The organism is Streptomyces sp. AHU1, assembly GCF_045343905.1.
Lineage (GTDB): Bacteria > Actinomycetota > Actinomycetes > Streptomycetales > Streptomycetaceae > Streptomyces > Streptomyces triticiradicis.
Genome location: NZ_CP174283.1, coordinates 3,850,923 through 3,876,332 on the forward strand (window position 1 = coordinate 3,850,923; position 25,410 = coordinate 3,876,332).

Below are 25,410 nucleotides of genomic sequence, written 5' to 3' on the forward strand. Positions count from 1 at the left end.
TCTTGGGAGGGGTTCCATGAGGGTGAGCCAGGTGCCACGGGGAGCGTGGGCCACGGCCGGAGTGCTGGCATTAGCCGCCGCGACGGTCGGTGTGCCGTCCGAGCGTGCGGTCGCCGCCGGGGCGGGGCTGGAGGTCGCCTCGGGTTCCGGCGACTACACCCTGGAGTTCGATCCCTATACGAACTTCGAGCCGGACGCGGGCGGTTCCATAACGCTGACCAACACGGGCAAAACGAAGATCACGTCCTACACACTCACCGTCGACTACAGCTCGCTCGACGGAGGCGTGGCCGTCACCGTCCCCTTCACCGGATGCAAGAAGAGGACCGAAGGCGTCCTGGTCTGTCACGGCAACGACGCTCCCGCACCCGGCGCGACGACCCGGCTCGCCAACTTCCAGCTGGACGCCCTGAAGGGCGTGCAGGGTGGGACCACCGGCGAGATCCGGGTCAGCGGAGAGGCCGACGGAGCCCCGATCACCGAACGGGTCTGGAAGGTCGACATCAAGGACAAGGGGTTCGTCCAGGACCGTGTGACGGGAGAGGTGAAGGGCAAGGTGAAGCCCGGCGCCGAGGTGCATCCCGGGGCGGGCTTCACCTATCTCGGCCCGAACACGCGCAAGGGCACCGACTTCTTCATGTCCGCCGGGCGCATGTCGTTCGAGCAGGAGTTCAGCAACTGCGAGTACGGCATGATGCCGGTCTACATATACGAGAGCGGGAAGCGCACCGACCTGGCGTTCCCGTCGGCGATCTGCCACTTCGACAACACGATCGAGGCGGGCGACTCCTTCGACGTGTCCCCGGGCCCGCTCAGGATCGACGCCGACGCACGCGGCGCCCACTGGGACGGCCGGCTGGAGGACGAGGACCAATTCATCGACCGGGAGAAGATGACCGGCGTCCACCGCGGCAAGGGTCCGGAACTGAAGCTCGTACCGCGCCCGGACGACGCACCCCCGGGAAAGCCGCAGACCACCGATCTCGGAGTGGACTACGAGGTCGACAACACGACGGACATCGAAGCCCTCGGCGCCTCGGCGGAGGGACGGCCGGGTGACGTGGTCACGGTGGACGTCGGGTACCGCAACAACGGTCCCGGCGGAATGCCCACCTGGAACGGCAGCGAACCCATCGAAGAACTCTCGGTGGAGACGACGGTCACGATTCCCCCGGGCACGACCGCGGTGAAGGTACCAAGAGGGTGCCGGCCGTTCGACGACGGCAAGAAGCCCGAGGGCCGCAGCTACGACTGCTCGAACGATGTCACCGACTGGTGGGTCGGCCCCGGTGAGCGCCTCGTGTGGTCCTTCGGCCTGCGCATCGACAAGGTGTCCGCCCTCAAGCCCGGCAAGGTCTCGCTGAAGGTGTACTCCGAGCATGACAGCAACACGAGGAACGACACCGCCTCCATCACCGTGAAGGCACCGGGCGCGCCGGGCGGCACCGGCGGCACCGGTGGTTCCGACGGCGGAAACGGCTCTTCCGGAGGAACGACGGGCGGCTCTTCCGGCTCCGATTCCAGTGGCGGGTCCGGATCCGCCGGGGGTGCCCACGACACGTCGTCCACCTCCGGGCAGACCGGATCCATGGCGAGCACGGGAGCGGGCACCGCACCGTGGATCGCCGGAACGGCGGGCGTCCTCGCCGCGGGCGTCGGCACGGTCCTGTTCGCCACGGCCCGCAGGCGCCGGCAGTCCTGAGCACTTTCCGCAGGAGGACGTGACCGGTCTGGAAGGTCCGTGCTCTCGCGCTGTTCACGGCGCGTATTTCTTGGTCTTGGGAGGGGTTCCATGAAGGTGAGCCGGGGGGCGTGGGCCGCGGCCGGGGTGTTGGCAGTGGCCGCAGCGACGGTGGGTGTGCCGTCCGAGCGTGCCGTCGCCGCCGGGACGGGGCTGGAGGTCGCCTCGGGTGCTGGCGGCGGCATCGTGGGCAGCTACACCCTGGAGGCCATGCCCTATACGGACATGGACCCGAACGCGGTGAATCACGTGACGCTGGCCAACACGGGTACGACGAGGATCACGTCGTACACGCTCACCGTCGACTACAGCTCGCTCGTCGGGGCCGTGGACGTCACCGTCCCCTTCTCCGGATGCGAGAAGAAGACCGAGGGCGTCCTGGTCTGCCAGGGCAAGGACGCCCCCGCACCCGGCGCGACGACCCGGCTCGGTCACTTCCGGGTGCGGAGCCTGAAGGGTGCGCGGGGCGGGACCACCGGCGAGATCCGGGTCAGCGGACAGGCCGACGGAGCCGCGATCACCGAACGGGTCTGGAAGGTCGACATCAAGGACGTGGGGTTCGTCCAGGACCGCGCGACGGGAAAGGTGGAGGGGGAGGTGAAGCCCGGCGCCGAGGTGCGTCCCGGGGCGGGCTTCACCTACTTCGGCGCGAACACGCTCAAGGGCACCGACCTCTCCATGCATGCCACGCACGGCTCGTTCGAGCAGGAGTTCAGCAACTGCACGTACGGCAAGCTGCCCATCCCCATGGACAGCGATCCAGGGAGCCTCACCGACCTGGCGTTCCCGGCGGCCGTCTGTCACTTCGACAACACGATCGAGGTGGGCGACTCCTTCGACGTGTCCCCGGGCCCGCTCAGGATCGGCGACGACGCACTCGGCACGGCGCTGATCAGCCATCTGGGCGACACGGACCAGTTGAGGAAGATGACCGACGTCCATCCCGGCAAGGGGCCCGAGCTGAAGCTCGTACCGCGCCCGGACAGCGCACCTCCGGGAAAGCCACAGTCCAGGGATCTCGGACCGGCCTACAGGGTCGACACCACGGCGGACGCCGAAGCCGTCGGCGCCTCGGCGGAGGGACGGCCGGGTGACGTGGTCACGGTGCAGGTCGGGTACCGCAACAACGGTCCCGGCGGAATGCCCACCTGGACGGGTACCGAGCCCCTCGAAGATCCCTCGGTCGTGACGACGATCACGATTCCTCAGGGCACGACCGTGGTGAAGGTTCCGAAACGGTGCTGGACGGAGGACGACCGCGAGAGCAGGCCCGGTGGCCACGTCTACACCTGCAGGGGCGAGAACAACGACTGGTGGGTCGGTTCCAGTGAGCGCCTCGTGTGGTCCTTCAAGCTGCGCATCGACAAGGCGTCCGTCAAGCCCGGCAAGGTGTCGCTGGAGGTGCTGCGCGAAAGTGACAGCAATACGAGGAACGACACCGCCGCCATCACCGTGAAGGCGCCGGGCTCGACGGGATCGGGAGCCGTTCCGTGGATCGCCGGAACGGCGGGCGTCCTCGCCGCGGGCGTCGGCACGCTCCTGTTCGCCACGGCACGCAGGCGCCGGCAGTCCTGAGCGCTTCCCGCGGGCAGGCCGACGCGGGAAGCCTTCCGGCGCGGCCTCGCCCGGGTGACGCCGCCGAGCCTCCCGCACACGCCGGTCGAACACGGCCCCGATCATGGGAACACCGCGTAACAGCTCCGCTACACGGACACACCGCGACGGCTCGACCGCCAGCATCTCCGGCATGCACAGAACCACCTCCGCCGCCTCTTCGGCCGTCGCGCCCGTCGTCGCCCTCCTGGCTCTCCTGACCGCGTGCGGCAACGCGCCCTCGAACACCCCGGCCGACGCGCACGAACCCGCGAGGGCGAGCACGCGCGCGGACGGACACCTCACGGCGGGGGCCGCGTTCCGGTCCCTGTCCGCGCGGGTGCGGACAGCGACCCTGACGGGAACCGTCACAGCGGAGAACGACCCCAACCACCTGCTCGGCCGCCCGGGCGAGTACACGTCCAAAGTCACCTTCTCGGACAGCTGGGTACAGGCCTCCCAGGTGACAGGAGCGGACCCCGGCGCCGTCGAACGCGGCGGTGCCGTCGAGGTGTTCGCCGACGCGTCGGACGCCAGGGCGCGCGCCGAGTACATCCGCGGCATCGCCGAGTCCTCCCCGGCCCTCGCCGAGTACGACTACGTCCACGGCCCGGTCCTCGTACGCGTCTCCCGCTACCTCACCCCGAAGCAGGCGGCCCAGTACGAATCGGCCGCGGCGGGACTCGGCTGAGGGCGCCGGGGCCGACGTCCCGCGTCCACCGCGGTTTCCGGATCGAGGAAACAGCAAGAACTCCACGCCGCACCCTGCTCATCCGCAACCTTCCACCCCGTCCGAGAGTCGAACTGACGTCCGGTGCCGATCACTTCGCCGGGTCCGCCTCTACCCACCTGGGGGTTGCAGTGAGTTCTCTCTCCGTCGGCCGTGTACTGCGTCGCGGGTTATGTGCCGGAGCCGTGGGGGCGTTGGTCCTCACCGGGTTCGGGAGCGGGGCCGCCTTCGCCGGCGGTACGGCTCAGGGCGACGAACTGGCGATCCGGGCACCGCAGGACACGGTGATCACGGCCGCTCCGGAGAGCGGTGCGGCACAGTACCGGTCGCTGGCCCTCGGTCTGACCCACAGCAACCGCGAGACCACCGTGACCGACGGGCGGCTGACCGTCGACGTCTCCGGGCTCGCCGGGGTCGCCGAAGTGGCCTGGCCCGACAACTGCGCACCCGACGACACCGGCACCGTCGCCGTGTGCGACACCGGAGACGTGCCGAACCGCTACAGCCCGCAGGTGCGGCTCAAGGTACGGGCCACCGCCGAAGCCGGCGTGGGGGCGCAGGGCGCGATCGAATACTCCGCCGAGGCCACCGGCGGCCCCGACGGGGCGCTCGTCGCCCCGGGCGGCTCCACGAGGACCTTCGTCACCGTCGCTTCCGGCGCCGACCTCGGCGTCAGCGCCCCTCAGGACGTCACCGGGGTCGCGCCCGGCAGCAGCCTGACCGTGCCGTCCTCGGTCACCAACACCGGCAACGAGACCGCTCACGGCTTCAAGGTGTCGATGTGGGCGACGTACGGCCTGGACCTCGCCACCCGCTATCCGCAGTGCACCTCCACCGGACCGGGCAGCGGCGGATTCACGCACGTGACCTGCTCCTTCGACACGGACGTCCCGCCCGGCGCCACCGTGGAGCTGCCGGAGCCGTTGCGGCTCACCGTCACCGGCCACGCGCTGTACGAGCGGTTCGAATACGGCGTCCAGCCTGCCGACGACTCCGTCGTCGACCTCGACAGCTCGGACAACAACCGCACCTGGCACATCAACGCCGACAACACGGCCGACTTCAGCGTGAAGGGCGCCAAGGCGAGCGGCGCGGCCGGTGACACCGTCACCACCGCCTTCCGCTTCGTCAACAACGGCCCGGCCTGGGCCGGCGACGTCACCTCCGGCGACCCGCTCGTCGCGATCGACTTCTACCTTCCGGAAGGCACCACCGCCACGTCCGTGCCCCGCACCTGCCGAACCACCTCGGCACCGGGTGACGCCCCGAACACCGTCCACTACGTCTGCACCCTGCCGACCTGGACCACGCCCGACCTGGACGTCGGCTTCCCGTTCCAGCTGCGCGTCGACCGGGTCGTCCCCGACGCGACGGGACGCGTCGTCGCACGGTCGTACTCCGGCGGCAAGCCCCTGGCCTTCGACCCGGACACCACGAACAACTCGGCCGAGGTGGTGGTCAACCCGTCCGCCTGACGGCCGTGAGGGGGCGGGCGGCGGCCCGCCCCCTCAAGTCATCTCGCGTGGAACCTCTCGGGCGCCTTCGTCGGGTTGCCGCCCGAGGGGAGTTTCTGGCCGGGACAGCCGCCCAGCACCTTCTTCATGGCCGCCTTCTCGGCGCCGGTGACCCACAGTCCGTACTTCTTCTTCACCGCCACCTGCGCGGCGACATAGGTGCAGCGGTACGCCTTGTTGGGCGGGAGCCAGGTCGCGGTGTCGCCGTCGCCCTTGCTGCGGTTGGCGCTCGCGCCGACCGCGCGGAGGTTGAGCGGGTCGTTGGCCAGGGCTATGCGCTTGCTCGCGTCCCAGTACTTGGCGCCCGTCTGCCAGGCGTCCGAGAGCGCGACGAGGTGGTCGATGTCGACCAGGCTGCGCCCACGGACGAAGGTGACGTCCTTGCCGCCGTACGGATCGGGTTCGAGGACCCCGCGGGACACCCTGCACTTGCCGTCGCTGAACTTCACGTCCTCCAGGTCCCGCTTGAGGATGTCGTCACGGGTGTCGCACTGGTTCGCGTCGGTGTCGGCCCAGGCCGTACCGAACCGCTCCCTGCTGTAACCGGTCTTGGGAGCACGCCCCTTGACGGCCAGTGAGTCCACGGCGGCGAGGGCGGCACCGCCGGTCGTCGTCTCCCGCGGCTCCGCCGAACCCAGGGCGTCCTTCTTGCAGCCGACGGCGCCGGCACCGACGAGCACCACCAGCGCGGCAGCCGCCGCCCCATCTCTCAGACGCAGCACGACGCCCCTCCTCACCTGCCCGGCCCGCCCCGATCGGACGTGATTCCCGTCTGCCCAAGGTAGCGGCCGCCATTCCATGGCCATACCAGTCATCAATGGGCAATAGGCGCACGCCGGGCGTATCGTCGGTCGTGAGTCACCTGCGGAAGGAGCTCTGGATGGGCATCTTCGACAAGTTCAAGAGCAACCGGGCCGCGCAGGACAAAGCGGCCGCCATGTCCGATGCCGCCGAGAAAAAGGTCAACGAGAAGACCGGCGACAAGTACGCGGACAAGGTCGATGACGCACAGCGGAAGGCCGAAGGCGCGATGGGCATGGACCGTGACCGCGACCGGCCCCCACAGTCATAGCCGGACACAGCCGGAACGATTCGAGAACCATCCCCTCCAGCCCCACCGCGGCGCACCCGCCGGGTGGGGCCGGTGCGATCGGGGCGAGGCCGTCCGGGCGCGGTCCCGGCGCGAGCCGCGGTGCTCCCCGGGCACCCTCCCTCACGGGCTTCCTTACGAGCCTCAGACCTTCCCGATCCCCAGCGTCGTCTCCGACGGCAGCAGTCCCGATCCCAGCACCGCGACCCAGAACTCGCCGAGCAGATCGGCGAGGCGGGTGACGGCCTCCGGGCCGAGCGAGAGCCAGGGAGCCGCAGCGAGACGGTCGGTGTGCTCCTCCACCCGGCGACGCAGCTCACGTCCGGCCTCCGTGGCGATGCCGTCCTCGTCGACCAGGCCTCGGGCGGCCAGTCGGCCCCTGGCCGCGACCCACTCCCCGGGGCTCCAGCCGCGGCTCTCGAAGCGCTCCACGGAGGCCGCGCCTATCGCCGCGAAGGAGACCAGCGACTCGGCCGGGTCCAGCCCCTCGACCAGCAGGGCCGCGAGGTGGCCGTCGCCGCGGTGCTCGCGCAGGATCGTCGCCGCGTGCCACAGCTGGAGATGCGGGGCGTCCGGCCAGGGCAACTCGGCGTTGGCGGCGGCGAGCTGACGGCCGGAGGTGTCCGCGGCCTCGGCGGCGCGGCGGGCCAGCGCCGCGGCCTCGGCCAGCTCGGGAGCGTCGACACGATCGCCGAGGATCGCGCGGTAGGCCCGGTCCACGGCCCGCTCCCGCGCGGCGAGCACCCGCTCCGGACTCGCCGTCCGCCAGGCGGAGGCGATGTGTTCGTCCACCATGCGCGGGCTGAAGCTGTAGAAGGCGGAGGCCACCCGCCGGCCGCCGACGGCCCCCAGCGGCGCCACGCGGTAGGGGAAGTAGCTGGGCCAGCGCTCCTCGGTCGCGTACCCGAGCGCCGCCGCCTCCTCGAAGGCCTCCGGCGCGTAGTACAGCACGGCGTGCAGGGGCTCCAGCAGATGCCAGAGCTGACGCACCCGGCCGAGACCGATGCCCGCGTCCTCCGGCGCCACTCCTTCCCGCGCGCCTTCCCGCGCGCCTTCGCCCTTCACCGCCGCCTCGACGGCCCCGCTCGTCCCGCTCACGTTCCCGGACATGACTCCCCCCTCGTCACGTATCGACACGCTCCACAACTTGACACTGACAAGATTGCACCGGCCGCCCGAACTTGTCAACGACTAGATTCGGCGTACGCTGCTGTCATGAATCCCGCGAAGGCCGACCCGGCTCCCGAGAAGACCGGCGGCCCGGCGCGCCCGTACCACCACGGGGACCTGCGCCGCGCCATCCTCGGCGCCGCTCTCGACGTCATCGCCGCCGAAGGGCCCTCAGCGGTGAGCCTGCGCGACCTGGCCCGCCGCGCGGGTGTCTCGCACGCCGCCCCGGCACACCACTTCAAGGACCGCGTCGGCCTGCTCACGGCCATCGCGGCCGAGGGCTTCGGGCTCCTGGCGACCGCGCTCGACGACGCCGGGGACCTGCGCGACGCGGGCGTCCGCTACGTACGCTTCGCGCGGGAGCACCCCGCCCACTTCCAGGTCATGTTCGCCCCGGAACTGCTCCGCGCGAACGACCTGGAGCTCGCGACGGCCCGGACGCTCGCCGGAGGGCGGCTGCGGGCCGCCGTGTCGGCGGTCCCCGCGGAGGGCCGCGGCCCCGACGCCCGCCTCGCCGGCATCGCCGCCTGGTCCCTCGCCCACGGCTTCGCCACGCTCCTGATCAGCCACAACCTGGACGGCCAGGTGGGCGGACAGGACCCCGAAGAGGTCTTCCACGCCCTGACGGGCATGCTGTTCCGCCCCGAGCAGCCCTGACCCGCCCCCAGCAGCCCCGCTCCGCTCCGCTCCCGAACCGCGCGGGGGAGCCGGGCCGCCGGAACGTCCGGCGGCCCGGCTCCCCTTCTCACCGCGCCCGGCGCTAGGACCCCAGGACCGAAGCCAGGAACTCCCCGGTCCAGCCGAGCAGTTCACGGCCCACCAGCGGCCTTCCGCCGACCTTCGCGGTCTTCGGGCGCGGGACGAGGATCTGGTGGGACGTCGGCTTGATGACGGTCCCCGGGTACAGGCGCTTCAGGCGCAGCTCCTGCGACTCCCTCAACTCCACCGGCGCGAAGCGGACGTTGTTGCCCTGGAGGACGATCTCGCCCACCCCGCAGGCGCGCGCGAGCATCCGCAGACCCGCCACCAGGAGCAGGTTCTCGACCGGCTCCGGGAGCTTGCCGTAGCGGTCGACGAGCTCCTCCCGCACGACCTTGACGTCCTCCTCCGTGTTCGCGGAGGCGATGGACCGGTAGGCCTGCAGGCGCAGCCGCTCGCCCGGCGCGTACTCGTGCGGGACGTGCGCGTCGACCGGCAGCTCGATCTTGACCTCCAGCGGCGGCTCCTCCTCCACGCCGCCCTCCAGGGAGGCGCGGTAGTCCGCGACCGCCTCGCCCACCATGCGCACGTACAGGTCGAAGCCGACGCCCGCGATGTGGCCCGACTGCTCGCCGCCGAGCAGGTTGCCCGCACCCCGGATCTCCAGGTCCTTCATCGCCACGTACATGCCCGCGCCCATCTCGGTGTGCTGGGCGATCGTCGCGAGCCGCTCGTGGGCCGTCTCCGTGAGCGGCTTCTCCGGCGGGTACAGGAAGTAGGCGTAGCCGCGTTCCCGGCCACGGCCGACCCGGCCGCGGAGCTGGTGGAGCTGCGAGAGGCCGAAGTTGTCGCCGCGCTCCACGATCAGCGTGTTCGCGTTCGAGATGTCGATGCCCGACTCGACGATCGTGGTGGAGACCAGCACGTCGAACTTCTTCTCCCAGAAGTCGACGACCACCTGCTCCAGCGCCTGCTCCGACATCTGGCCGTGGGCCGTGGCGATCCGCGCCTCCGGGACGATCTCGCGGAGGCGGGCGGCCGCCCGGTCGATGGACTCGACCCGGTTGTGGATGTAGAAGACCTGGCCCTCGCGCAGCAGTTCGCGGCGGATGGCCGCGCCGATCTGCTTCTCCTCGTACGGGCCGACGAAGGTCAGCACCGGGTGCCGCTCCTCCGGCGGGGTGGTGATCGTGGACATCTCCCGGATGCCCGTCACCGCCATTTCGAGCGTACGGGGGATGGGGGTGGCGGACATCGTCAGGACGTCGACGTTGGCACGGAGCTTCTTCAGCTGTTCCTTGTGCTCGACGCCGAAGCGCTGCTCCTCGTCGACGATGACCAGGCCGAGGTCCTTGAACTTCGTCTCCGAGGAGAACAGGCGGTGGGTGCCGATGACGAGGTCCACCGCACCGTCGCGCAGCCCTTCAAGGACCGCCTTGGCCTCGGTCTCCGTCTGGAACCGGGACAGGGCGCGGACGTTCACCGGGAACTGCGAGTAGCGCTCGGAGAACGTGCCGAAGTGCTGCTGCACGAGCAGGGTCGTGGGGACCAGGACCGCGACCTGCTTGCCGTCCTGCACCGCCTTGAACGCGGCCCGCACCGCGATCTCCGTCTTGCCGTAGCCGACGTCGCCGCAGATCAGGCGGTCCATCGGGACCGTCTTCTCCATGTCCTCCTTGACCTCGGCGATCGTCGTGAGCTGGTCGGGGGTCTCCGCGTAGGGGAAGGCGTCCTCCAGCTCGCGCTGCCAGGGGGTGTCGGCGCCGAAGGCGTGGCCGGGGGCCGCCATGCGCGCCGAGTACAGCTTGATGAGGTCCGCGGCGATCTCCTTGACCGCCTTCTTGGCGCGCGCCTTGGTCTTGGTCCAGTCGGCGCCGCCGAGGCGGTGCAGGGTGGGGGCCTCGCCGCCGACGTACTTGGTGATCTGCTCCAGCTGGTCGGTGGGGATGTAGAGGCGGTCGCCGGGCTGGCCGCGCTTGGCGGGGGCGTACTCGACGACCAGGTACTCGCGGGTCGCGGACTGGACCGTGCGCTGCACCATCTCGATGTAACGGCCGACCCCGTGCTGTTCGTGCACGATGTAGTCGCCGGTCTCCAGGGTCAGCGGGTCGATCGTCTTGCGGCGGCGGGCCGGCATCCGGGCGCCGTCCTTGCCGGCCGCCTTCTGGCCGGAGAGGTCGGTCTCGGTCAGGACGGCCAGGCGCAGCGCCGGGTCGACGAAGCCGTAGTCGATGGAGCCGCACGCCACGTGGACGACGGAGGGGCCGATCTCGGTGAGGTCGGTGTCCAGGCGGGCGGCGATGCCCTCGCCGCCCAGCACCTCGACGGTGCGGGCGGCCGGGCCGTGCGCCTCGGTGACGTAGACGGTGTGCCAGCCGTCGGCCAGCCAGCCCTTGGTGTCGGCGAGCGCGCGGGCGGTGTCGCCGCGGTAGGTCTCGGGGGCGTGCATGCCCAGCTTGAGGGTGTCCCCCACCCCGCCGGCGAAGGCGTCCGCGAGTTCCCCGTCGGCGGCGAACGGCGACACCGACCACCACATCATGCCCAGCTCGCGCGCCCGGTCCCGGACGTCCGCGATGGACCACAGGGAGGCCGCGCCGACGTCGATGGGGGCCTCGCCGCCGCCGGCCGTCGCCGCCCAGGACGCCTGGAGGAACTCCTGCGAGGTCGCGACGAGGTCCGCGGCCCGGGTCCGTACCCGCTCGGGGTCGCACACGATGGTCATCGCGCCCTGGGGCAGGACGTCGAGGAGCAGTTCCATGTCGTCGACGAGGACCGGGGCGAGCGATTCCATGCCCTCCACGGCGATGCCCTCGGCGATCTTGCCGAGGAGTTCGCCCAGCTCCGGGTGGGCCTCGGCGAGGGCCTCGGCCCGCGCCCGCACGTCCTCGGTGAGCAGCAGTTCGCGGCAGGGCGGGGCCCACAGGCCGTGTTCGGCGACCTCCAGCGAGCGCTGGTCGGCGATCTTGAAGTAGCGGATCTCCTCGACGTCGTCGCCCCAGAACTCCACGCGCAGCGGGTGCTCCTCGGTGGGCGGGAAGACGTCCAGGATGCCGCCGCGGACGGCGAACTCGCCGCGCTTCTCGACGAGTTCGACGCGGGAGTACGCGGCTGCCGCGAGCGCCTCGACGGTCTCGCCGAGGTCGGCGCTCATGCCGGTGCGCAGGACGACGGGCTCCAGGTCGCCGAGGCCCTTGACCTGCGGCTGGAGGACCGAGCGGATGGGGGCGACGACCACGGAGACCGGGCCGGTCTCGGGGTCGTCGGGGCGCGGGTGGGCGAGGCGCCGCAGGACGGCGAGGCGCCGGCCGACGGTGTCGGAGCGGGGCGAGAGCCGCTCGTGCGGCAGCGTCTCCCACGACGGGTACTCCGCGACGCCGTCCGGCGGGAGCAGGGAGCGCAGGGCCGCGGCCAGGTCCTCGGCCTCGCGGCCGGTGGCCGTGACGGCGAGGACCGTACGGCCGGTCTCGCGGGCGAGCGCGGCGACGGCGAAGGGGCGCGCCGCCGGTGGGCCGACCAGGTCGACGTGCATCCGGTTGCCGTCGGCGGCGGCCTTCACCGCCTCCGTGAGGGCGGCGTCCTTGACGACGGCGTCGAGCAGACCGTGCAGGCTCATGAAGGGCTTCCATCCCGGGGAGTGGGCAACGCGAGACGCCCGACACGTGGGACGGGCCGGGGGCATCCAGCCTACGACTCCGCGCCCGCCCGCGCGTGACCCTCCGCCGAGGCCCCGGCCCGGCCCTGGGCGACCGGCCGCGCACCGGCCGCCTCGGACACACCGGATCTCCGGACCCGACCGGGACACGAGACGTCCCGCAGTCGGCACACCGCGCCGTCGGCCGGAACCGGGGCGCATGACGGACGGCCTCGACCGGCTTCCGGCTCACCGCGCCCCGGAGCGGCCCCGAAACCACGGCATTGCAGGCCCGGCACGGCATTCCAGGCCCGGCCCCGAAACCACGGCATCCCCGGACCGGCCCCGAACGCGCCGCGGGCCCGGTCCGAGGAGAGTGCGTCTCCTCGGACCGGGCCCGCGGGGCCACCGCGACCCCCGTGCGCGGTGGCCCGACGACCGTCCGACGGCTAGTCGGTGGCGATCGCGTTCAGTACGTTCATCCGGCCCGCCCGGAACGCCGGGATCAGGGCGGCGAACAGGCCCACGAAGGCCGAGCCGACGAAGACCGCGATGATGGTCGGCCAGGGGATCTCCAGGACGTTCAGTCCCTCCAGGGCGAGGAGCTGCTGGGCGGTCGCGCCCCAGCCCATGCCCAGGCCGAGGCCGAGCAGCGCGCCGAAGAGGGCGATGACCACCGACTCCATCCGGATCATGCGGCGCAGCTGGCGGCGCGAGAGGCCGATGGCCCGCATCAGACCGATCTCCCGGGTGCGCTCGACCACAGACAGGGCCAGGGTGTTCACCACGCCGAGCACCGCGACGATGATCGCGAGGGCCAGCAGGCCGTAGATCAGGTTCAGCAGCTGCCCGATCTGGTCCTTCATGGCCTGCTTGTAGTCGGTCTGGTCCCGGACCTTGTACTGCGGGTAGTCGTGCAGGGAGGACTTCAGGGCCTTGTACGCGCTGTCCTGCTGTCCGTCCTTCGCCGAGGCGAAGACCAGCTCGTCCAGGGGCATCTTGTCGGCCGGCACGTACTTGGCGAGCGTGGCGATGGAGATGTACTTCGAACCCTTGTCGATGACGGCGTCGCTGCTGGTGATGGCGCGGACCGTCAGGTTCGCGGTGGCGCCGTCCTTGAAGGCGATCTTGATCTTCGACCCGAGGTGGATGCCGTGGTCCTTGGCGAACTTGTCGTGCACGGACATCGAGTCGGGCAGGTAGGCGTCCTTCAGGTCGCCGGCGACCGTCTTGGTCCGCAGGTCGGTGGCGTACGTCGGGTCGGCCGCGGTGATGTCCGTGTCCTTGAGCGTCTTGCCGTCGGGGGTGGTGTAGTCGCCCTCGGTGACCTTGTACTCGGTGACCCGGGCCAGTCCCGGGGTCTTCTTCACGGCCTGCGCGGCCTGCGGGGTGATGGGCTGACCGCCGTCGTTCTGGATGATGAAGTCCGTGCCGACGGTCTTGTCGAGCTCGTCGGTCGCGGAGGCGACCATGGAGGAGCCGACGACCGACAGGCAGGCGACCAGCGCGAGGCCGATCATGAGGGCGGCGCCCGTGGCACCGGTGCGGCGCGGGTTGCGCAGGGCGTTGCGCTCGGCCATGCGTCCCACCGGGCCGAACGCCCGCAGCAGGACCGCGCCGAGGACGCGCACCACGCCGCTCGCGAGCAGCGGGCCGATCACCACGAACCCGAGCAGGCTGAGCACCACGCCGAGCCCGAGCCACATCGAGCCCTCGCTCGCCTTGCTCGCCTCGGCGGCGAGGTAGAGGCCGAGGCCTCCGGCGCCGGTGAGGACCAGGCCGAGCACGGCCCGTACGACTCCGGCCTTCGCGTCGGCGGGAGCGCCGGCGTCGCGCAGGGCGGCCATCGGGGAGACCTTGCCGGCGCGGCGGGCGGGCAGGTAGGCCGCCAGGACCGTGACGACGATGCCCAGCACCATGCCGACCACCGGGGTCGTCCAGGCCACCGTCAGATCGTCGGTGGACAGGTTCATGCCGGTCATGCTCATGAGCTTCATCAGGCCGACGGCGATGCCGATGCCCGCGCCGACGCCGAGGACGGAGCCGAACGTGCCGAGGAGCAGTGCCTCGACCAGGACCGAGCGGTTGACCTGCTTGCGGCTGGAGCCGATGGCCCGCATCAGACCGATCTCGCGGGTGCGCTGGGCGACCAGCATCGAGAAGGTGTTGATGATGAGGAAGATGCCGACCAGGAAGGCGATCCCGGCGAAGCCGAGCATCGCGTACTTCATGACGTCCAGGAAGCTGCCCACGTCCTTGCGGTTGGCGTCGGCGGTCTCCTTGGCGGTCTGCACCTTGTAGTGGCCGGCGGTCGCCGCCGTCACGTCCTGCTTCAGCCGGGCGTCACTGACTCCGGCGCTGGCGGTGACGTTGACGTTGGTGTAGACGCCGGTCCGCCCGACGAGCGCCTTCTGGGCGGTCGGCGTGTCCAGGTAGAAGATGGCCGCGCCGGGGTTGGTGACGGTGAAGGTGGCGATGCCGGAGATCTTCGCGGTGTGGGTGCCGACCGCGCTGATCACACCGATCTCGTCGCCGAGCTTGAGGTGGTGCTTGTCGGCGGTGTCCTTGTCGACCATCACCTGGCCGGAGCCCTTGGGCGCCGCACCGGAGGTGACCTTCATCGTGCGGGCCTCGTTGGCGTTCCAGCTGCCGACGATGGTGGGCGCGCCGCTGGAGGGCGACAGGTTGTCCTTGTCGGCGTCGACGACGGTCACGGCGCTGGAGAAGACGGCGCCCTCGGCCGACTTCACGCCCGGCGCCGAACGCACCTGGGTGAGCACCGAGGCGGGCATGACCGGGGGCTTGCCGTTGCCGGACGTCGTCTCGCCGGTGTCCGAGGCGCCCTTCGCGCTCACGGTCACGTCGGAGGAGGTGGCCGCGAACAGCTTGTCGAACGTCGTGTTCATCGTGTCGCTGAACACGAGCGTCCCGCAGACGAAGGCCACCGACAGCAGGACGGCGACGGCCGACAGGGCCATGCGTCCCTTGTGCGCGAAGAAGTTGCGCATCGAGGTCTTGAGGACGGTCATGACGTCCGCCCGCGGGAGTCGAAGTCCTTCATGCGGTCCAGGACCTGATCGGCCGTCGGCTGGTGCATCTCGTCGACGATCCTGCCGTCCGCGAGGTACAGCACGCGGTCCGCGTACGAGGCCGCGACCGGGTCGTGGGTGACCATGACGATGGTCTGGCCGAGGTCGTCCACCGAGCGGCGCAGGAAGCCGAGCACCTCGGCGCCGGCCCGGGAGTCGAGGTTTCCGGTCGGCTCGTCACCGAAGATGATCTCGGGGCGGGCCGCCAGCGCCCGCGCCACCGCGACGCGCTGCTGCTGGCCGCCGGAGAGCTGGGTCGGACGGTGCTTGAGCCGGTCCTTGAGCCCGACGGTCTCCACGACCTGGTTCAGCCAGGCCCGGTCGGGCTTGCGGCCCGCGATGTCCATCGGGAGCGTGATGTTCTCCAGGGCGTTCAGCGTCGGCAGCAGGTTGAAGGCCTGGAAGATGAAGCCGATCCGGTCCCGGCGCAGCTGCGTCAGCTTCTTGTCCTTGAGACCGGTGATCTCGGTCTCGTCGAGGAAGATCTGGCCGGAGGTGACGGTGTCGAGCCCGGCGAGGCAGTGCATCAGGGTGGACTTGCCGGACCCCGAGGGGCCCATGATCGCGGTGAACTGCCCCCGCGCGATGTCCACGTCGACTTTGTCGAGGGCGACGACACGGGTCTCCCCGGACCCGTACGCCTTGACGACCTGTCGCGCCCGCGCGGCGACGGCCGTACGCCCTCCAGTGCCCTCGTGCCTGGGAATGCTTACAGCCGATGTCACGGTATGTCTCCTCAGTCGGCCGGCAGGGGGACCTGCCGGGCTTCGAAAGTCTGCGAGCGGGTGCGACGGGCCGCGAAGGTCCACGCTGTTCGGACGCGGTGCGTCGGCCACGTCGTCAAGTCTGCTGTCGGCGGGGGGTCGTACGCGCTGGTGCACGGCCCCGTCTTCTGCTGGGGAAAACCCCACCCCCGAAGGTGCGGTCCGTACGACCGGAGCGCGCCCCCGACGACGTAAGACCAGGTTAAGAACGGCTCCGGCCCGTCTCGTCCTCCGACGGGACGAACCCTCCCCGACCCCTGATGCGGAGATCCCCCTAGGGGTTGTCCACCCTCCGGTGGAGAACCCCTCAGGGTCCGGTCCACCCCCGGGCCCACTCAGCCTCCACCCTCCCCCGGCGTGAGGCTCAAGTGGGAAGCTGGCCCCGGCGGATAGGTGCAGGGGGAAGGAATCCCGTGGGCGAGGGGAACACCGGGGCACCGGTCGCACAGGAGCACGTCACCGCGACGGACCGGGCCGAGACCCGGCGGCGGCGCGCCGTCGTCGCCGCGCTCATGCTCGCGATGGGACTCGCGGCGCTCGACGCCACGATCGTGTCCACCGCCGTTCCGCAGATCGTCGGCGACCTCGGCGGGTTCTCGGTCTTCTCCTGGCTGTTCTCGGGCTATCTGCTGGCCGTCACGGTCACGCTCCCCGTCTACGGCAAGCTCTCCGACACCTTCGGCCGCAAACCGGTCCTCGTGGCGGGCGCCTCGCTCTTCCTCCTCGGCTCGCTGCTCTGCGCCACCGCCTGGAACATGGCCGCGCTCATCGCCTTCCGCATCGTGCAGGGCCTGGGCGGCGGCGCCCTCCAGGGCACCGTCCAGACGCTCGCCGCCGATCTGTACCCGCTCGGGGAACGCCCGAAGATCCAGGCCAGGCTGTCCACCGTGTGGGCGACCTCGGCCGTCGCGGGTCCCGCGCTGGGCGGAGTCCTCGCGGCGTACGCGAACTGGCGGTGGATCTTCCTCGTCAACCTGCCGGTCGGCGCCCTCGCCCTGTGGCTGATCGCCCGTCATCTGCGCGAGCCCGAGCGGGCCGTCCCGGACCGGCGGCCCCGGATCGACTGGGCGGGAGCCCTCGCGGTGTTCGCCTGCGGCGGTGTCCTGCTGACCGCGCTGGTGCAGGGAGGCGTCGCCTGGGACTGGCTCTCCGCCCCGTCGATCGCCCTGTTCACCGCGGGAGCGTGCCTGATCGCGGTCGTCGTGGCCGTGGAGCGGCGGGCCGCCGAACCGATCATCCCGGGCTGGGTGTGGCGCCGCCGGACGATCGCCGCGGTCAACCTTGCGCTCGGGGCCCTGGGACTCCTCATGGTCGCGCCGACCGTCTTCCTGCCCACCTACGCGCAGGCGGTCCTCGGCCTCGCCCCGGTCGCCGCCGGATTCGTGCTCTCCGTATGGACGTTGAGCTGGCCGGTGTCCGCGGCGCTCAGCCAGCACGTCTACCGCCGCGTCGGCTTCCGGAACACCGCCGCGCTCGGCATCGCCGCGGCGGGCCTGCTCCTGCTCGCCTTCCCCCTCCTGCCCGTCCCGGGCCGGGCGTGGCAGCCCGCCCTGCTGATGCTGCTGCTGGGCGGCGCGCTCGGGCTCTTCCAGCTCCCCCTGATCGTCGGCGTCCAGTCCACCGTCGGCTGGGCCGAGCGCGGCACGACCACCGCCTCCGTCCTGTTCTGCCGGCAGACCGGACAGACCCTCGGGGCCGCCCTGTTCGGCGCCGTCGCCAACGGGGTGCTGGCCGCGCGGCTCGGCGGCGCCGGGGACCTCGACGCGGTGACCCGCGCGCTGAACTCGGGCGTGCCGGACGGGAGGCTGCGGAGCGCGGTCGCCGACGCGGTCCACGCCGTCTATCTGGGCGCCGCCGGCGCGGCCGCCCTCGCCCTCCTGGTCCTGCTGTTCGTCGCGCCGCGCCGCTTCCCGGTCCTCGACGACCCCACGGACTGACCCCGCGGACCGGCCCCGGGGCGCCCGCTCCCCACGGGAGGACCGGAGAACCTCCATGGCGGCTCCAGGGGAACTCCACAGGTAAACGCGGGTAACACCCCAGGTCACCGAAGTAAGCGCGTACCGACCGCCCAGTTCGGCGAAACGGTCGCGCGGCCCCGCTACCTACGAGTAGCGTGCGCGCTGCTCACCCCCCGCTCCCTGCGGTCCCGCCCCGGACCCGAGCCACGCAAGGAGAACCGGGATGCCCGACCCGTTCTCGTCCCCCGAGCCCCAAGGACCGCGCCGGCAGCAGTCGCACCGACGCCCGTACCCGTCGCCCCCGTCCCCCCGAGCCCCCCTGTACCAGCCGTACCCGGCCCACCCGGAGGATCCCCGGCACCCCGCGTACCCGCCGCCCGACCCGGCGGCCCCCGCCCCCGGCGGGCTGACCTACCCCTGGCGGCCCAGGCCCCGGCCGGCCGAGCCCCCGCCCCGGCGGACGCCCCGCCACCGGCCCCTCGGACAGCACAGCGACATCAGGGTCCTGCGCGGCGCCTACCGCCGCCAGCGCCGCGTCGCCACCCTGACCGCCCTCGGCTACTTCACCCTCTTCCTCCTCCTGTCGGCCTTCGCGCCCTCGCTGATGACGGGCACGGTGTCCGGCGGACTGTCGACCGGTCTACTGCTCGGCCTGCTCCAGGTCCCCGTCACCTGCCTCGCCATCGCCGTGTACGAGTACTCCGCGCGCCGGCGCCTGGACCCGGTCGCGGACCGCATCCGCAGACAGAGCGAACTCGACGCGAGACGGCAGGCGGCACGATGACGGGATCCACCACGTCCGCGCAGACCATGTCCCTCGTGGCGTTCACGGCCGTCGCCACGACCACCCTGCTGCTGTGCGTGATGACCGGCCCGGACCGCGACGACCTGGACGAGTTCTACACCGGCTACGGATCGCTCTCGCCGATGCGCAACGGCCTCGCCATCGCCGGGGACTACATCTCCGCCGCGAGCGTGCTCGGCACCGGCGGCGTCATCGCGCTGGCCGGCTACGACGGCGTGGTCCTCGCCCTGAGCACGGCCCTGTCCCTGATGCTGCTGATGTTCCTGCTGGCCGAACCGCTGCGCAACGCGGGCCGGTTCACCATGGGCGACGCGCTCGCGCGCCGCACGCCGGGCCGCGCCGTCCGCAACACGGCCTGCGCGGTGACCCTCGTGGCGCTGCTGCCGCTGATGCTGGTCCAGCTCGCGGGCGCGGGCGACCTGCTGGCGTTCATCCTCGGCTTCTCCAACGACTCCATCAAGACCGGCTGCGTCATCGGCCTCGGCGCGCTGATGATCAGCTACGCGGCGATCGGCGGCATGAAGGGCACCGCCCTCATCCAGATCCTGAAGATCGTGATGCTGCTCGGCTCGGGCCTGGTGGTCGCCGTCCTCGTCCTCCACCGCTTCGACTGGAACCCCGGCACCCTGCTGGCCGCCGCGGCCGGCAACAGCGGTGTGGGCGACGCGTTCCTCCGCTCCGGCCTCCAGTTCGCGGGCGGTGCCAGCCCCCGCCTGGACATGATCACCTCGGAGCTCACGGTCGTCCTCGGCGGCGCCTGCCTCCCCCACATCACCATGCGCATGTACACGGCCGACAGCGCCCGCCAGGTGCGCCGGTCACTGTCCTGGGCGGTGCCGAGCGTGGCCCTGTTCGTCCTGATCGTCAGCGTCATCGGCTTCGGCGCCACGGCCCTGATCGGCCGCGAGGCGATCGCGGCGGCCGACCCCCAGGGCAACACGGCCTATCTGCTGGGCTCCCGGGCGGCCTTCGGCACCTCCGTCTCCACGGCCGAGACCCTCCTGTTCACCACCGTCACGACAGCGATCTTCCTGACCCTGCTCGCGTCCGTCGCCGGGATGATCCTGGCCTGCGCCAACTCCCTCGCCCACGACGTGTTCGCCCACAGCAGGCTCTTCCGCGGCCGGCGCCGGGGCGACGAGCTCTCCCCGCGCCGCGAGATGCTCCTCGCCCGCGTCTCCGCGCTGGCGGTGGGGGTCCCCGCCATCCTGCTCTCCACCCTGGCCCAGCACCACAGCCTGCAGCCCCTGGTCACCCTGTCCTTCTGCATCGGCGCCTCCGCGATCGCACCCGCGCTCGTCTACAGCCTCTTCTGGCGCCGCTACACCCGTGCCGGCCTGCTCGCCACCCTCATCGGCGGCACCCTCACCGTCCTCGTCCTCATGCCCGGCACCAACCTCGTCTCCGGCTCCCCCGCCGCCGCGTTCCCGGACGCCGACTTCAACTGGTTCCCGTTCACCACGACCGGCATCGTGTCGATCCCGCTGGGGTTCGCCTACGGGTGGATCGGGACGGTGGCCTCGGGCCGCCGCAAGGCGGAGGAACAGCGCAAGCAGTACGAGGCGGTGGAGGGCTGGATCCTGGCGGGGGCGAGACCGAGGGGGCGGTGAAACGGGACGAGACGGTGGGCGAGCGGGAAACCCGCCGCGGAGCGGTCGGGGAAGCACCGCGCGGCGGGGCCTCCCCGACCCGGAAGAGCTACTCCGCAGGAGCCTTCCCCGTGAGGGAGGTGAGACTGCTGCGTACGTGGTCCATGTGAGCCCGTACGTGCTCCCACCGCTCCCCGTGCTCCCGCAGCACCCGGTCGGTCTCCCGGGCGATCCGCTCCTCGCAGACCCGCGCCTCGGCGACCAGCTCGGCCGCGCGCGCCGCCGCGTCCTCCTGCTGGTGCCGGTCCCACTCCTCCGCCTCCGCGAGGACCCGTTCGGCCTGGACGAGCGACTCCCCGGCACGGGCCTCGCGTTCGAGCCGGTCGGCCTCGAAGACGGCCTCGCGCTCGGCGACGGCCCGCTCGGCCTCCGCCCACCGCGCGGCGTGCTCCGCCTCCTGCCCGGCGGTCAGGGCCTCCGCCCGCCCCCGCACCTCGCGCAGCGCCGCGAGCACCTCCCCCCGGTTCTCCTTCACCTCCCGCCGCGCGGAGACACGTACCTCGTCGGCCTCCGCCCGCGCGCCGAGCAGCCGCTGCAGGGCCCACTCCTCCGCCGCGTCCCGCACCTCGTCCGCGTACGCCTGCGCGGCCTCCCGCACGTCACGCCCCACCGCCTCGGCCGCCTCGGCCTCCGAACGGGCCTCCTGCCGGGCCTCCTCCAGCAGGGCCGCGGCCTCCTCCTCGCCGAGCTCGAAGATCCGCCGCGCCCGTTCGCCGAGCTCCTCGTACGTCTGCGGGGCGAGCCGCGTCACGGCCTCCCGCAGCCGTTCCGCCTCGGCCTCCATGCCCTTCGCCAGCACGGTGAGCCGGGCGGCCCGCTCCCAGGCGGCGTCCCGGTCCCGGGAGAGCGCCGCGGCGTACGCGTCGACCTGTTCGGGACGGTAGCCGCGTCCCCGTACGGCCACGAAGCCGTACGGCGACACCGGTGTGCTGCTCATCCTTGGACCCCTCTCCGCCCGACACACACGAAAAGACGATTTCGCGCACATCTTGATGGATCACGCGGAAGTGTTCATAACGCGACACTCCGCCCATTCATTCGGCCAGAGACAGGTCACGGACGAGTCATTTGAGATCAGCGGCATCAGCGTGGACGAAACGAGCGAGGCGCCCGACCCGTGAACCGGGCCGAGCGCCTCATCCGTACCGCTGCTTCACCGCCCGGTCCCGCCGTGCTCCACGGGACCGTCGGACAGGCCCTAGAGCAGCCCGTCCCACATCTCCTCCAGCAGGACCGACCACCAGCTCTCCGGGGAGGCCAGCGCCGCCGGGTCGAGCGAGGCGAGCTGGGCCTGGAAGTCGACGGTCCAGCGGCCCGCCTGCTCCTGGTTGAGACCGAACCGCAGCCGCCACATCCGTCCGAGCAGCGCCAGGCAGCGCGCGAACTCGGGCAGACCGGTGTTCACGAACTGCGGCGGCACCGGAGCACCCCCGGGACCGGCCTCCACCGGCACGGCGACGATGTTCGCCGTGCCGTACTGGACACAGATCGCCTTGCCGAAGTCGCTGCCCATGACGAGGTACGAGCCCGCGTCCTGGGACGCCGCCACCCCGCGCTCCTGCGCCAGTTCGGCCAGCGTGGGCACCGGACGGCCCGGCTGGGCCTGTGCCCAGAAGAACGGCCCCATGTCGACCGGCAGCCCCGCCACGACCAGGGTGTGCGCCACGATCGGCGGCACGCCCTGCCGCGACACGGCGGCCTGGTCGAACCGGAACATCCCCGGCCCGAACGCCGCCGCCAGCTCCTGCGCGATCGCCTCCGGCGGGATCGGCGGCGCGGGCTGCACCGGCGGGATCGGCGCCCGCACCGGCGCCGGACGCGCCGGCCCGTCCGCCACCTGGTGCAGCTCGCCCTGGTGCGCGAGGAGCTGGTGCATCCCCTGCTGCCGGCTCGCGTGGTCCGTGCCGTACGGCGCGATGCTCGTGATCCGCGCCTGCGGGAAGGTCTCCCTGATCATCCGCGCGCAGTAGGCGCCCGGCAGCTCACAGGACTCCAGCTCCGTGTGCAGCTCCAGCACCTGCTGCGGCGGCACGTTCATCGCGCGCAGCTCGTGCAGGATCTGCCACTCCGGGTGCGGCGTGCCCGGCGCGGACCGCCGGATCAGCTGCTGCTCCGACCCGTCGTGGGCCCGGTAGCGCAGCACGGCCTGATAGCCGGGACCGACGGTCGGCTGCCCCGTCTGCGGATAGCCGTACGCCGGCTGCTGCCCCGGTGCGGGCTGCTGCCCGGGCAGCGGCTGGGGAACGCCCGGCGGCATGCCGGGGGCCTGCGGGGGCGGCGGCGTACCGGGACCTCCGGCCGGAGGGGCGAACATGGTCGGCGCGTGGTGCACCTCACCGGAGGGCGTGCCCCCGGGAGCACCGGGCGCACCCGGAGGCTGCGGCGCACCGGGACCGCCCGCCGGAGGCCCGGCCAGCATCGTCGCGGCGTGGTGCGCCCCGCCCGCGGGCGTGGCACCCGGCGGAACCGGCGCACCGGGCGCACCGGGCGCACCAGGCGGCTGCGGCGCGCCAGGGCCGCCCGCCGGAGGCCCGGCCAGCATCGTCGCGGCATGGTGGACATCGCCCGGAGGAGGCGTCGCGCCGGGCGGCTTGGGTGCGCCGGGCACCCCCTCGGGCCCGTCGGGACCGAGCTGCGAGACCAGCTGCGTCGGCACGTAACCGCCCGCGGGCGCACCCGGGGCGGGCGGTGCGGACGGCGGAGGCGTGCTGCCCGGCCGTGCGCCCGGAACCCCCGGAGCGCTCGGCGGATGCGGAGCGTTCGCCCCGCCGCGCGCCGCCCGGGGCGGCTGCGCCTTGCTGGTCGCGGCGTCGGCGATGTCACCCGCGTTCGGAGGCAGCGGCCTCGACGGCGCGGCGGGCGGCGGAGTGCCCGGACCGCCTCCCGGACCGTGCGGGAAGCCGTACGCGGGCGCGCCCGGAGGCGGCGTCCCCTGCGGACCGCCGACGACGGGTGCGCCGGGCAGGCCGTGCCCCTGTGAAGAACCGGGCGGCACGGGAGAGTTCGGACCGCCGGCCACCGGCGACACCGTCGTGCGCGGGAGCTGGCTGCCCCCCGACATCATGGCGGTCTGATCGTGCGCGGCGACGGGCGGCGGGGTGCGCGAGTCGTCGACGTCCGTCAGCGGCGGAGCGAACACGGTCGCCGGCAGCGGCACGGAACGGTCGTCCCCGGGATCGGCGTTCGTGTCCGTCCCCGCCCACGGGGTCGCGTCGGCGGGAACGGCCGGCCCCGCGCCCTGCGGCCCGGGAGCCTCGTCGTCGGTCGCGGCGGCCGGCCACGGCGTGGCCGAGGCGGGAACCGGCGCCACGGCCGGGGAAGCGGCGTGCGCCCCCGGCGCGGCCACGGCTCCGCGCCCACCGGAGTCCCCCGGCGCACCGGACGGCGAACTCCCGCCCACGGCAGCCCCGTTACCGGAACCGCCCGCCGAAGAGGCCCCGGCCGGACGGGAACCCGCCCCGTCGGAACCGGACGACCCCGACCCGGCACGCCGGTCCGGGATCCCCATCCTGTCCGCGGCCTCCTGCAACCACTCCGGAGGACTCAGCAGGAACGACGTCTGGTTCAGGTCCACCCGGGCCGCCGGCGCCGGCGCCGGTTCGGGAGCCCCGGCCGGCACCCCGTACTCCTCCTCGTACCTGCGGATGACCTCACCCACCGGCAGCGCGGGCCACAGCGTGGCCTCCCCGCTGTCCCGCGCGATGACGAGCCGCTGCGCGCCCCCGTCGGAACGCGGTCCCTCGGCACGGTCCTCCGCCCATACGACAAAACCGAGTTCGAACTCGCGCACCCGCACCTCGCGGTGCTGGTACCCGGCGACGTCCCCGTTGATCCACTCTTCCGCGCGCTCCTGCGCCTGCGCGAAGGTCACCATCGCAGCCTCACTCCCCCACCGAAGAGACGGGCACGGCACGGGCGAAGCCGCCGTCCACCATCAGATTCGCCACCGTCTCCAGCTCCGGCGGATTGCCCGCGAGCCGGGACAGGAACTGGTCGAAGTCGTCACCGCACGGCAGCAGCAGCCGCTGCACCCGCTCGGCCGCCGGCCACGCGTCCTGGTCACGGGCGTCGTCGAACGCGCAGAACCAGACCGAACCGATCCGGTCGCCCTTCACCTTCACCGCCAGCAGACCGCCCTGCACGAACCCGACACCCAGGTAATCCTTGGTCAGATGGTCGCGCAGACACTTGTTGACGTACACGAGGTCGTTGACCGCGGCCTCGTCGCGCACGGTGAACAACGGCTGGTCCACCAGCAGTCCGAGCTCGGCGTCGAGCGCGGCACCGACCGGCGCGCACCCGCCCGCGGCCTTCAGGAACGACCGGTAGGCACCGGGCAGCCGGTAGCCCAGGTCCTCCTCGACCGCCAGCACCTGCTGCTCGGTCACCGAGACCGACGACTTCGGCAGCCCGAAGTGCGCGGGCCGCGTCTCCTGCAACGGCCGCGTCCCCCGCTTGGCGTGGTCGACGGCCGCCGTCGCGACACCACCGTGGTGCCGCAGCAGCGCCTTCACCTCGACCGGCACCAGCTCCAGCCGCCGGGTGCCCGCCACGTGGTGCCACGTCCAGCCGTGCGGAGTCGCCACCGACGGGATCGTGTCCCACAGGTCGTGCCCCGACGCGGCCAGAGCGGCGTTCGCGGAGACGTAGTCCGTCAGCCTCAACTCGTCGACGCCGAAACCCTCCGGGGGCTCGGCGATCTCCGCCGCGGCACGCGCGTAGAGGGAGAAGTCCGGATAGCCGCGCTCGTCGATCCGCACGCCTCTGGGATGGCGCGCCGCCCGGACCGGATCCGGGAAGTGCACGACCTGCCCGGCGTAGGCCGCGTTCGGCGGCGCGGCCTGCTGCCCGAGCCGACCTGTCGTCATGGCGGTTTCCCCCTGCGGCGTCTTCAGTAGCTGGATGGAGCGCGGATGTCGACAGCCTATTCGGTTGTACGACACCGGTCACCGGGCCTCCGGTTCCGTGACCAGCCGT

Annotated in this window: 17 protein-coding genes; 9 read left to right on the forward strand and 8 right to left on the reverse strand. The window is 72.2% G+C overall.

The annotated features are described in order from the left end of the window. The first annotated feature begins 16 nt into the window (after window positions 1-16). The 4 genes from ACICHK_RS17215 to ACICHK_RS17230 all read left to right on the forward strand — a co-directional run bounded on the left by ACICHK_RS17215 (window position 17) and on the right by ACICHK_RS17230 (window position 5,539). Entirely contained in the window at window positions 17-1,702 is a 1,686-nt protein-coding gene (locus ACICHK_RS17215; protein WP_406837593.1) for a hypothetical protein, read from the forward strand. Between the two features lie 135 nt (window positions 1,703-1,837). Beyond that, window positions 1,838-3,316, forward strand: coding sequence for a hypothetical protein (locus ACICHK_RS17220; protein ID WP_406837594.1), 1,479 nt, complete (start codon window positions 1,838-1,840; stop codon window positions 3,314-3,316). A 172-nt stretch (window positions 3,317-3,488) separates the two neighbouring features. Further along, entirely contained in the window at window positions 3,489-4,025 is a 537-nt protein-coding gene (locus ACICHK_RS17225; RefSeq protein ID WP_406837595.1) for a hypothetical protein, read from the forward strand. Window positions 4,026-4,249: 224 nt separating this feature from the next. After that, complete coding sequence (locus ACICHK_RS17230) at window positions 4,250-5,539, forward strand: hypothetical protein (protein WP_406837596.1); 1,290 nt, start codon at window positions 4,250-4,252, stop codon at window positions 5,537-5,539. A gap of 38 nt (window positions 5,540-5,577) precedes the next feature. On the opposite strand, the gene ACICHK_RS17235 is transcribed toward ACICHK_RS17230, so the two are convergent. Then, window positions 5,578-6,297 carry an HNH endonuclease family protein gene (locus ACICHK_RS17235; protein WP_406841249.1) on the reverse strand — a complete coding sequence of 240 codons (720 nt, stop codon included), beginning with the start codon at window positions 6,295-6,297 and terminating at the stop codon, window positions 5,578-5,580. 161 nt (window positions 6,298-6,458) lie between these two features. On the opposite strand from ACICHK_RS17235, the gene ACICHK_RS17240 reads away from it, so the two are divergent. Further along, entirely contained in the window at window positions 6,459-6,650 is a 192-nt protein-coding gene (locus ACICHK_RS17240) for an Rv0909 family putative TA system antitoxin (RefSeq protein ID WP_151471310.1), read from the forward strand. Between the two features lie 162 nt (window positions 6,651-6,812). On the opposite strand, the gene ACICHK_RS17245 is transcribed toward ACICHK_RS17240, so the two are convergent. Next, entirely contained in the window at window positions 6,813-7,778 is a 966-nt protein-coding gene (locus ACICHK_RS17245; protein ID WP_406837597.1) for an SCO6745 family protein, read from the reverse strand. 105 nt (window positions 7,779-7,883) lie between these two features. Here ACICHK_RS17245 and ACICHK_RS17250 point away from each other — a divergent pair, with 105 nt between their 5' ends. Continuing rightward, entirely contained in the window at window positions 7,884-8,495 is a 612-nt protein-coding gene (locus ACICHK_RS17250) for a TetR/AcrR family transcriptional regulator (RefSeq protein WP_406837598.1), read from the forward strand. Window positions 8,496-8,598: 103 nt separating this feature from the next. On the opposite strand, the gene mfd is transcribed toward ACICHK_RS17250, so the two are convergent. The 3 genes from mfd to ACICHK_RS17265 all read right to left on the reverse strand — a co-directional run bounded on the left by mfd (window position 8,599) and on the right by ACICHK_RS17265 (window position 15,982). Continuing rightward, window positions 8,599-12,150 (reverse strand): transcription-repair coupling factor, encoded by a 3,552-nt coding sequence (gene mfd / locus ACICHK_RS17255; RefSeq protein ID WP_406837599.1) that lies wholly within the window; start codon window positions 12,148-12,150, stop codon window positions 8,599-8,601. A 467-nt stretch (window positions 12,151-12,617) separates the two neighbouring features. Further along, the gene (locus ACICHK_RS17260) at window positions 12,618-15,197 is read right to left on the reverse strand and encodes an ABC transporter permease (RefSeq protein WP_406837600.1); all 2,580 of its coding nucleotides are present in this window, start codon (window positions 15,195-15,197) and stop codon (window positions 12,618-12,620) included. Then, entirely contained in the window at window positions 15,194-15,982 is a 789-nt protein-coding gene (locus ACICHK_RS17265) for an ABC transporter ATP-binding protein (protein WP_406837601.1), read from the reverse strand. Before ACICHK_RS17265 ends, ACICHK_RS17260 begins: the two co-directional genes overlap by 4 nt. A gap of 452 nt (window positions 15,983-16,434) precedes the next feature. Between ACICHK_RS17265 and ACICHK_RS17270 the strand changes: the two genes are divergently transcribed. From ACICHK_RS17270 to ACICHK_RS17280, 3 genes are all read left to right on the forward strand, one after another. After that, the gene (locus ACICHK_RS17270) at window positions 16,435-17,958 is read left to right on the forward strand and encodes an MFS transporter (RefSeq protein WP_406837602.1); all 1,524 of its coding nucleotides are present in this window, start codon (window positions 16,435-16,437) and stop codon (window positions 17,956-17,958) included. A 244-nt stretch (window positions 17,959-18,202) separates the two neighbouring features. Beyond that, window positions 18,203-18,763, forward strand: a complete 561-nt coding sequence (locus tag ACICHK_RS17275) for a DUF485 domain-containing protein (protein WP_406837603.1) — start codon at window positions 18,203-18,205, stop codon at window positions 18,761-18,763. Then, window positions 18,760-20,394, forward strand: coding sequence for a cation acetate symporter (locus tag ACICHK_RS17280; RefSeq protein ID WP_406837604.1), 1,635 nt, complete (start codon window positions 18,760-18,762; stop codon window positions 20,392-20,394). The genes ACICHK_RS17275 and ACICHK_RS17280 overlap by 4 nt, the downstream gene beginning before the upstream one ends. 88 nt (window positions 20,395-20,482) lie before the next feature. Here ACICHK_RS17280 and ACICHK_RS17285 read toward each other — a convergent pair whose 3' ends face one another. The 3 genes from ACICHK_RS17285 to ACICHK_RS17295 form a co-directional block, all read right to left on the reverse strand. Next, window positions 20,483-21,370, reverse strand: coding sequence for a cellulose-binding protein (locus ACICHK_RS17285; RefSeq protein WP_406837605.1), 888 nt, complete (start codon window positions 21,368-21,370; stop codon window positions 20,483-20,485). A 261-nt stretch (window positions 21,371-21,631) separates the two neighbouring features. Further along, on the reverse strand, window positions 21,632-24,307 hold the full coding sequence (locus ACICHK_RS17290; protein ID WP_406837606.1) for an SUKH-4 family immunity protein: 2,676 nt from the start codon (window positions 24,305-24,307) through the stop codon (window positions 21,632-21,634). A 7-nt stretch (window positions 24,308-24,314) separates the two neighbouring features. Further along, on the reverse strand, window positions 24,315-25,301 hold the full coding sequence (locus tag ACICHK_RS17295; protein WP_151471318.1) for an SMI1/KNR4 family protein: 987 nt from the start codon (window positions 25,299-25,301) through the stop codon (window positions 24,315-24,317). Between the last annotated feature and the right edge of the window lie 109 nt (window positions 25,302-25,410).

What these genes read in the sequence shown, in the direction of transcription:
- ACICHK_RS17260 (WP_406837600.1), bottom strand. Translation starts at nt 15,197, where the DNA reads ATGACCGTCCTCAAGACCTCGATGCGCAACTTCTTCGCGCACAAGGGA.
- ACICHK_RS17280 (WP_406837604.1), top strand. Translation starts at nt 18,760, where the DNA reads ATGACGGGATCCACCACGTCCGCGCAGACCATGTCCCTCGTGGCGTTC.
- ACICHK_RS17250 (WP_406837598.1), top strand. Translation starts at nt 7,884, where the DNA reads ATGAATCCCGCGAAGGCCGACCCGGCTCCCGAGAAGACCGGCGGCCCG.
- ACICHK_RS17215 (WP_406837593.1), top strand. Translation starts at nt 17, where the DNA reads ATGAGGGTGAGCCAGGTGCCACGGGGAGCGTGGGCCACGGCCGGAGTG.
- ACICHK_RS17240 (WP_151471310.1), top strand. Translation starts at nt 6,459, where the DNA reads ATGGGCATCTTCGACAAGTTCAAGAGCAACCGGGCCGCGCAGGACAAA.
- mfd (WP_406837599.1), bottom strand. Translation starts at nt 12,150, where the DNA reads ATGAGCCTGCACGGTCTGCTCGACGCCGTCGTCAAGGACGCCGCCCTC.
- ACICHK_RS17295 (WP_151471318.1), bottom strand. Translation starts at nt 25,301, where the DNA reads ATGACGACAGGTCGGCTCGGGCAGCAGGCCGCGCCGCCGAACGCGGCC.
- ACICHK_RS17225 (WP_406837595.1), top strand. Translation starts at nt 3,489, where the DNA reads ATGCACAGAACCACCTCCGCCGCCTCTTCGGCCGTCGCGCCCGTCGTC.
- ACICHK_RS17290 (WP_406837606.1), bottom strand. Translation starts at nt 24,307, where the DNA reads ATGGTGACCTTCGCGCAGGCGCAGGAGCGCGCGGAAGAGTGGATCAAC.
- ACICHK_RS17245 (WP_406837597.1), bottom strand. Translation starts at nt 7,778, where the DNA reads ATGTCCGGGAACGTGAGCGGGACGAGCGGGGCCGTCGAGGCGGCGGTG.
- ACICHK_RS17285 (WP_406837605.1), bottom strand. Translation starts at nt 21,370, where the DNA reads ATGAGCAGCACACCGGTGTCGCCGTACGGCTTCGTGGCCGTACGGGGA.
- ACICHK_RS17275 (WP_406837603.1), top strand. Translation starts at nt 18,203, where the DNA reads ATGCCCGACCCGTTCTCGTCCCCCGAGCCCCAAGGACCGCGCCGGCAG.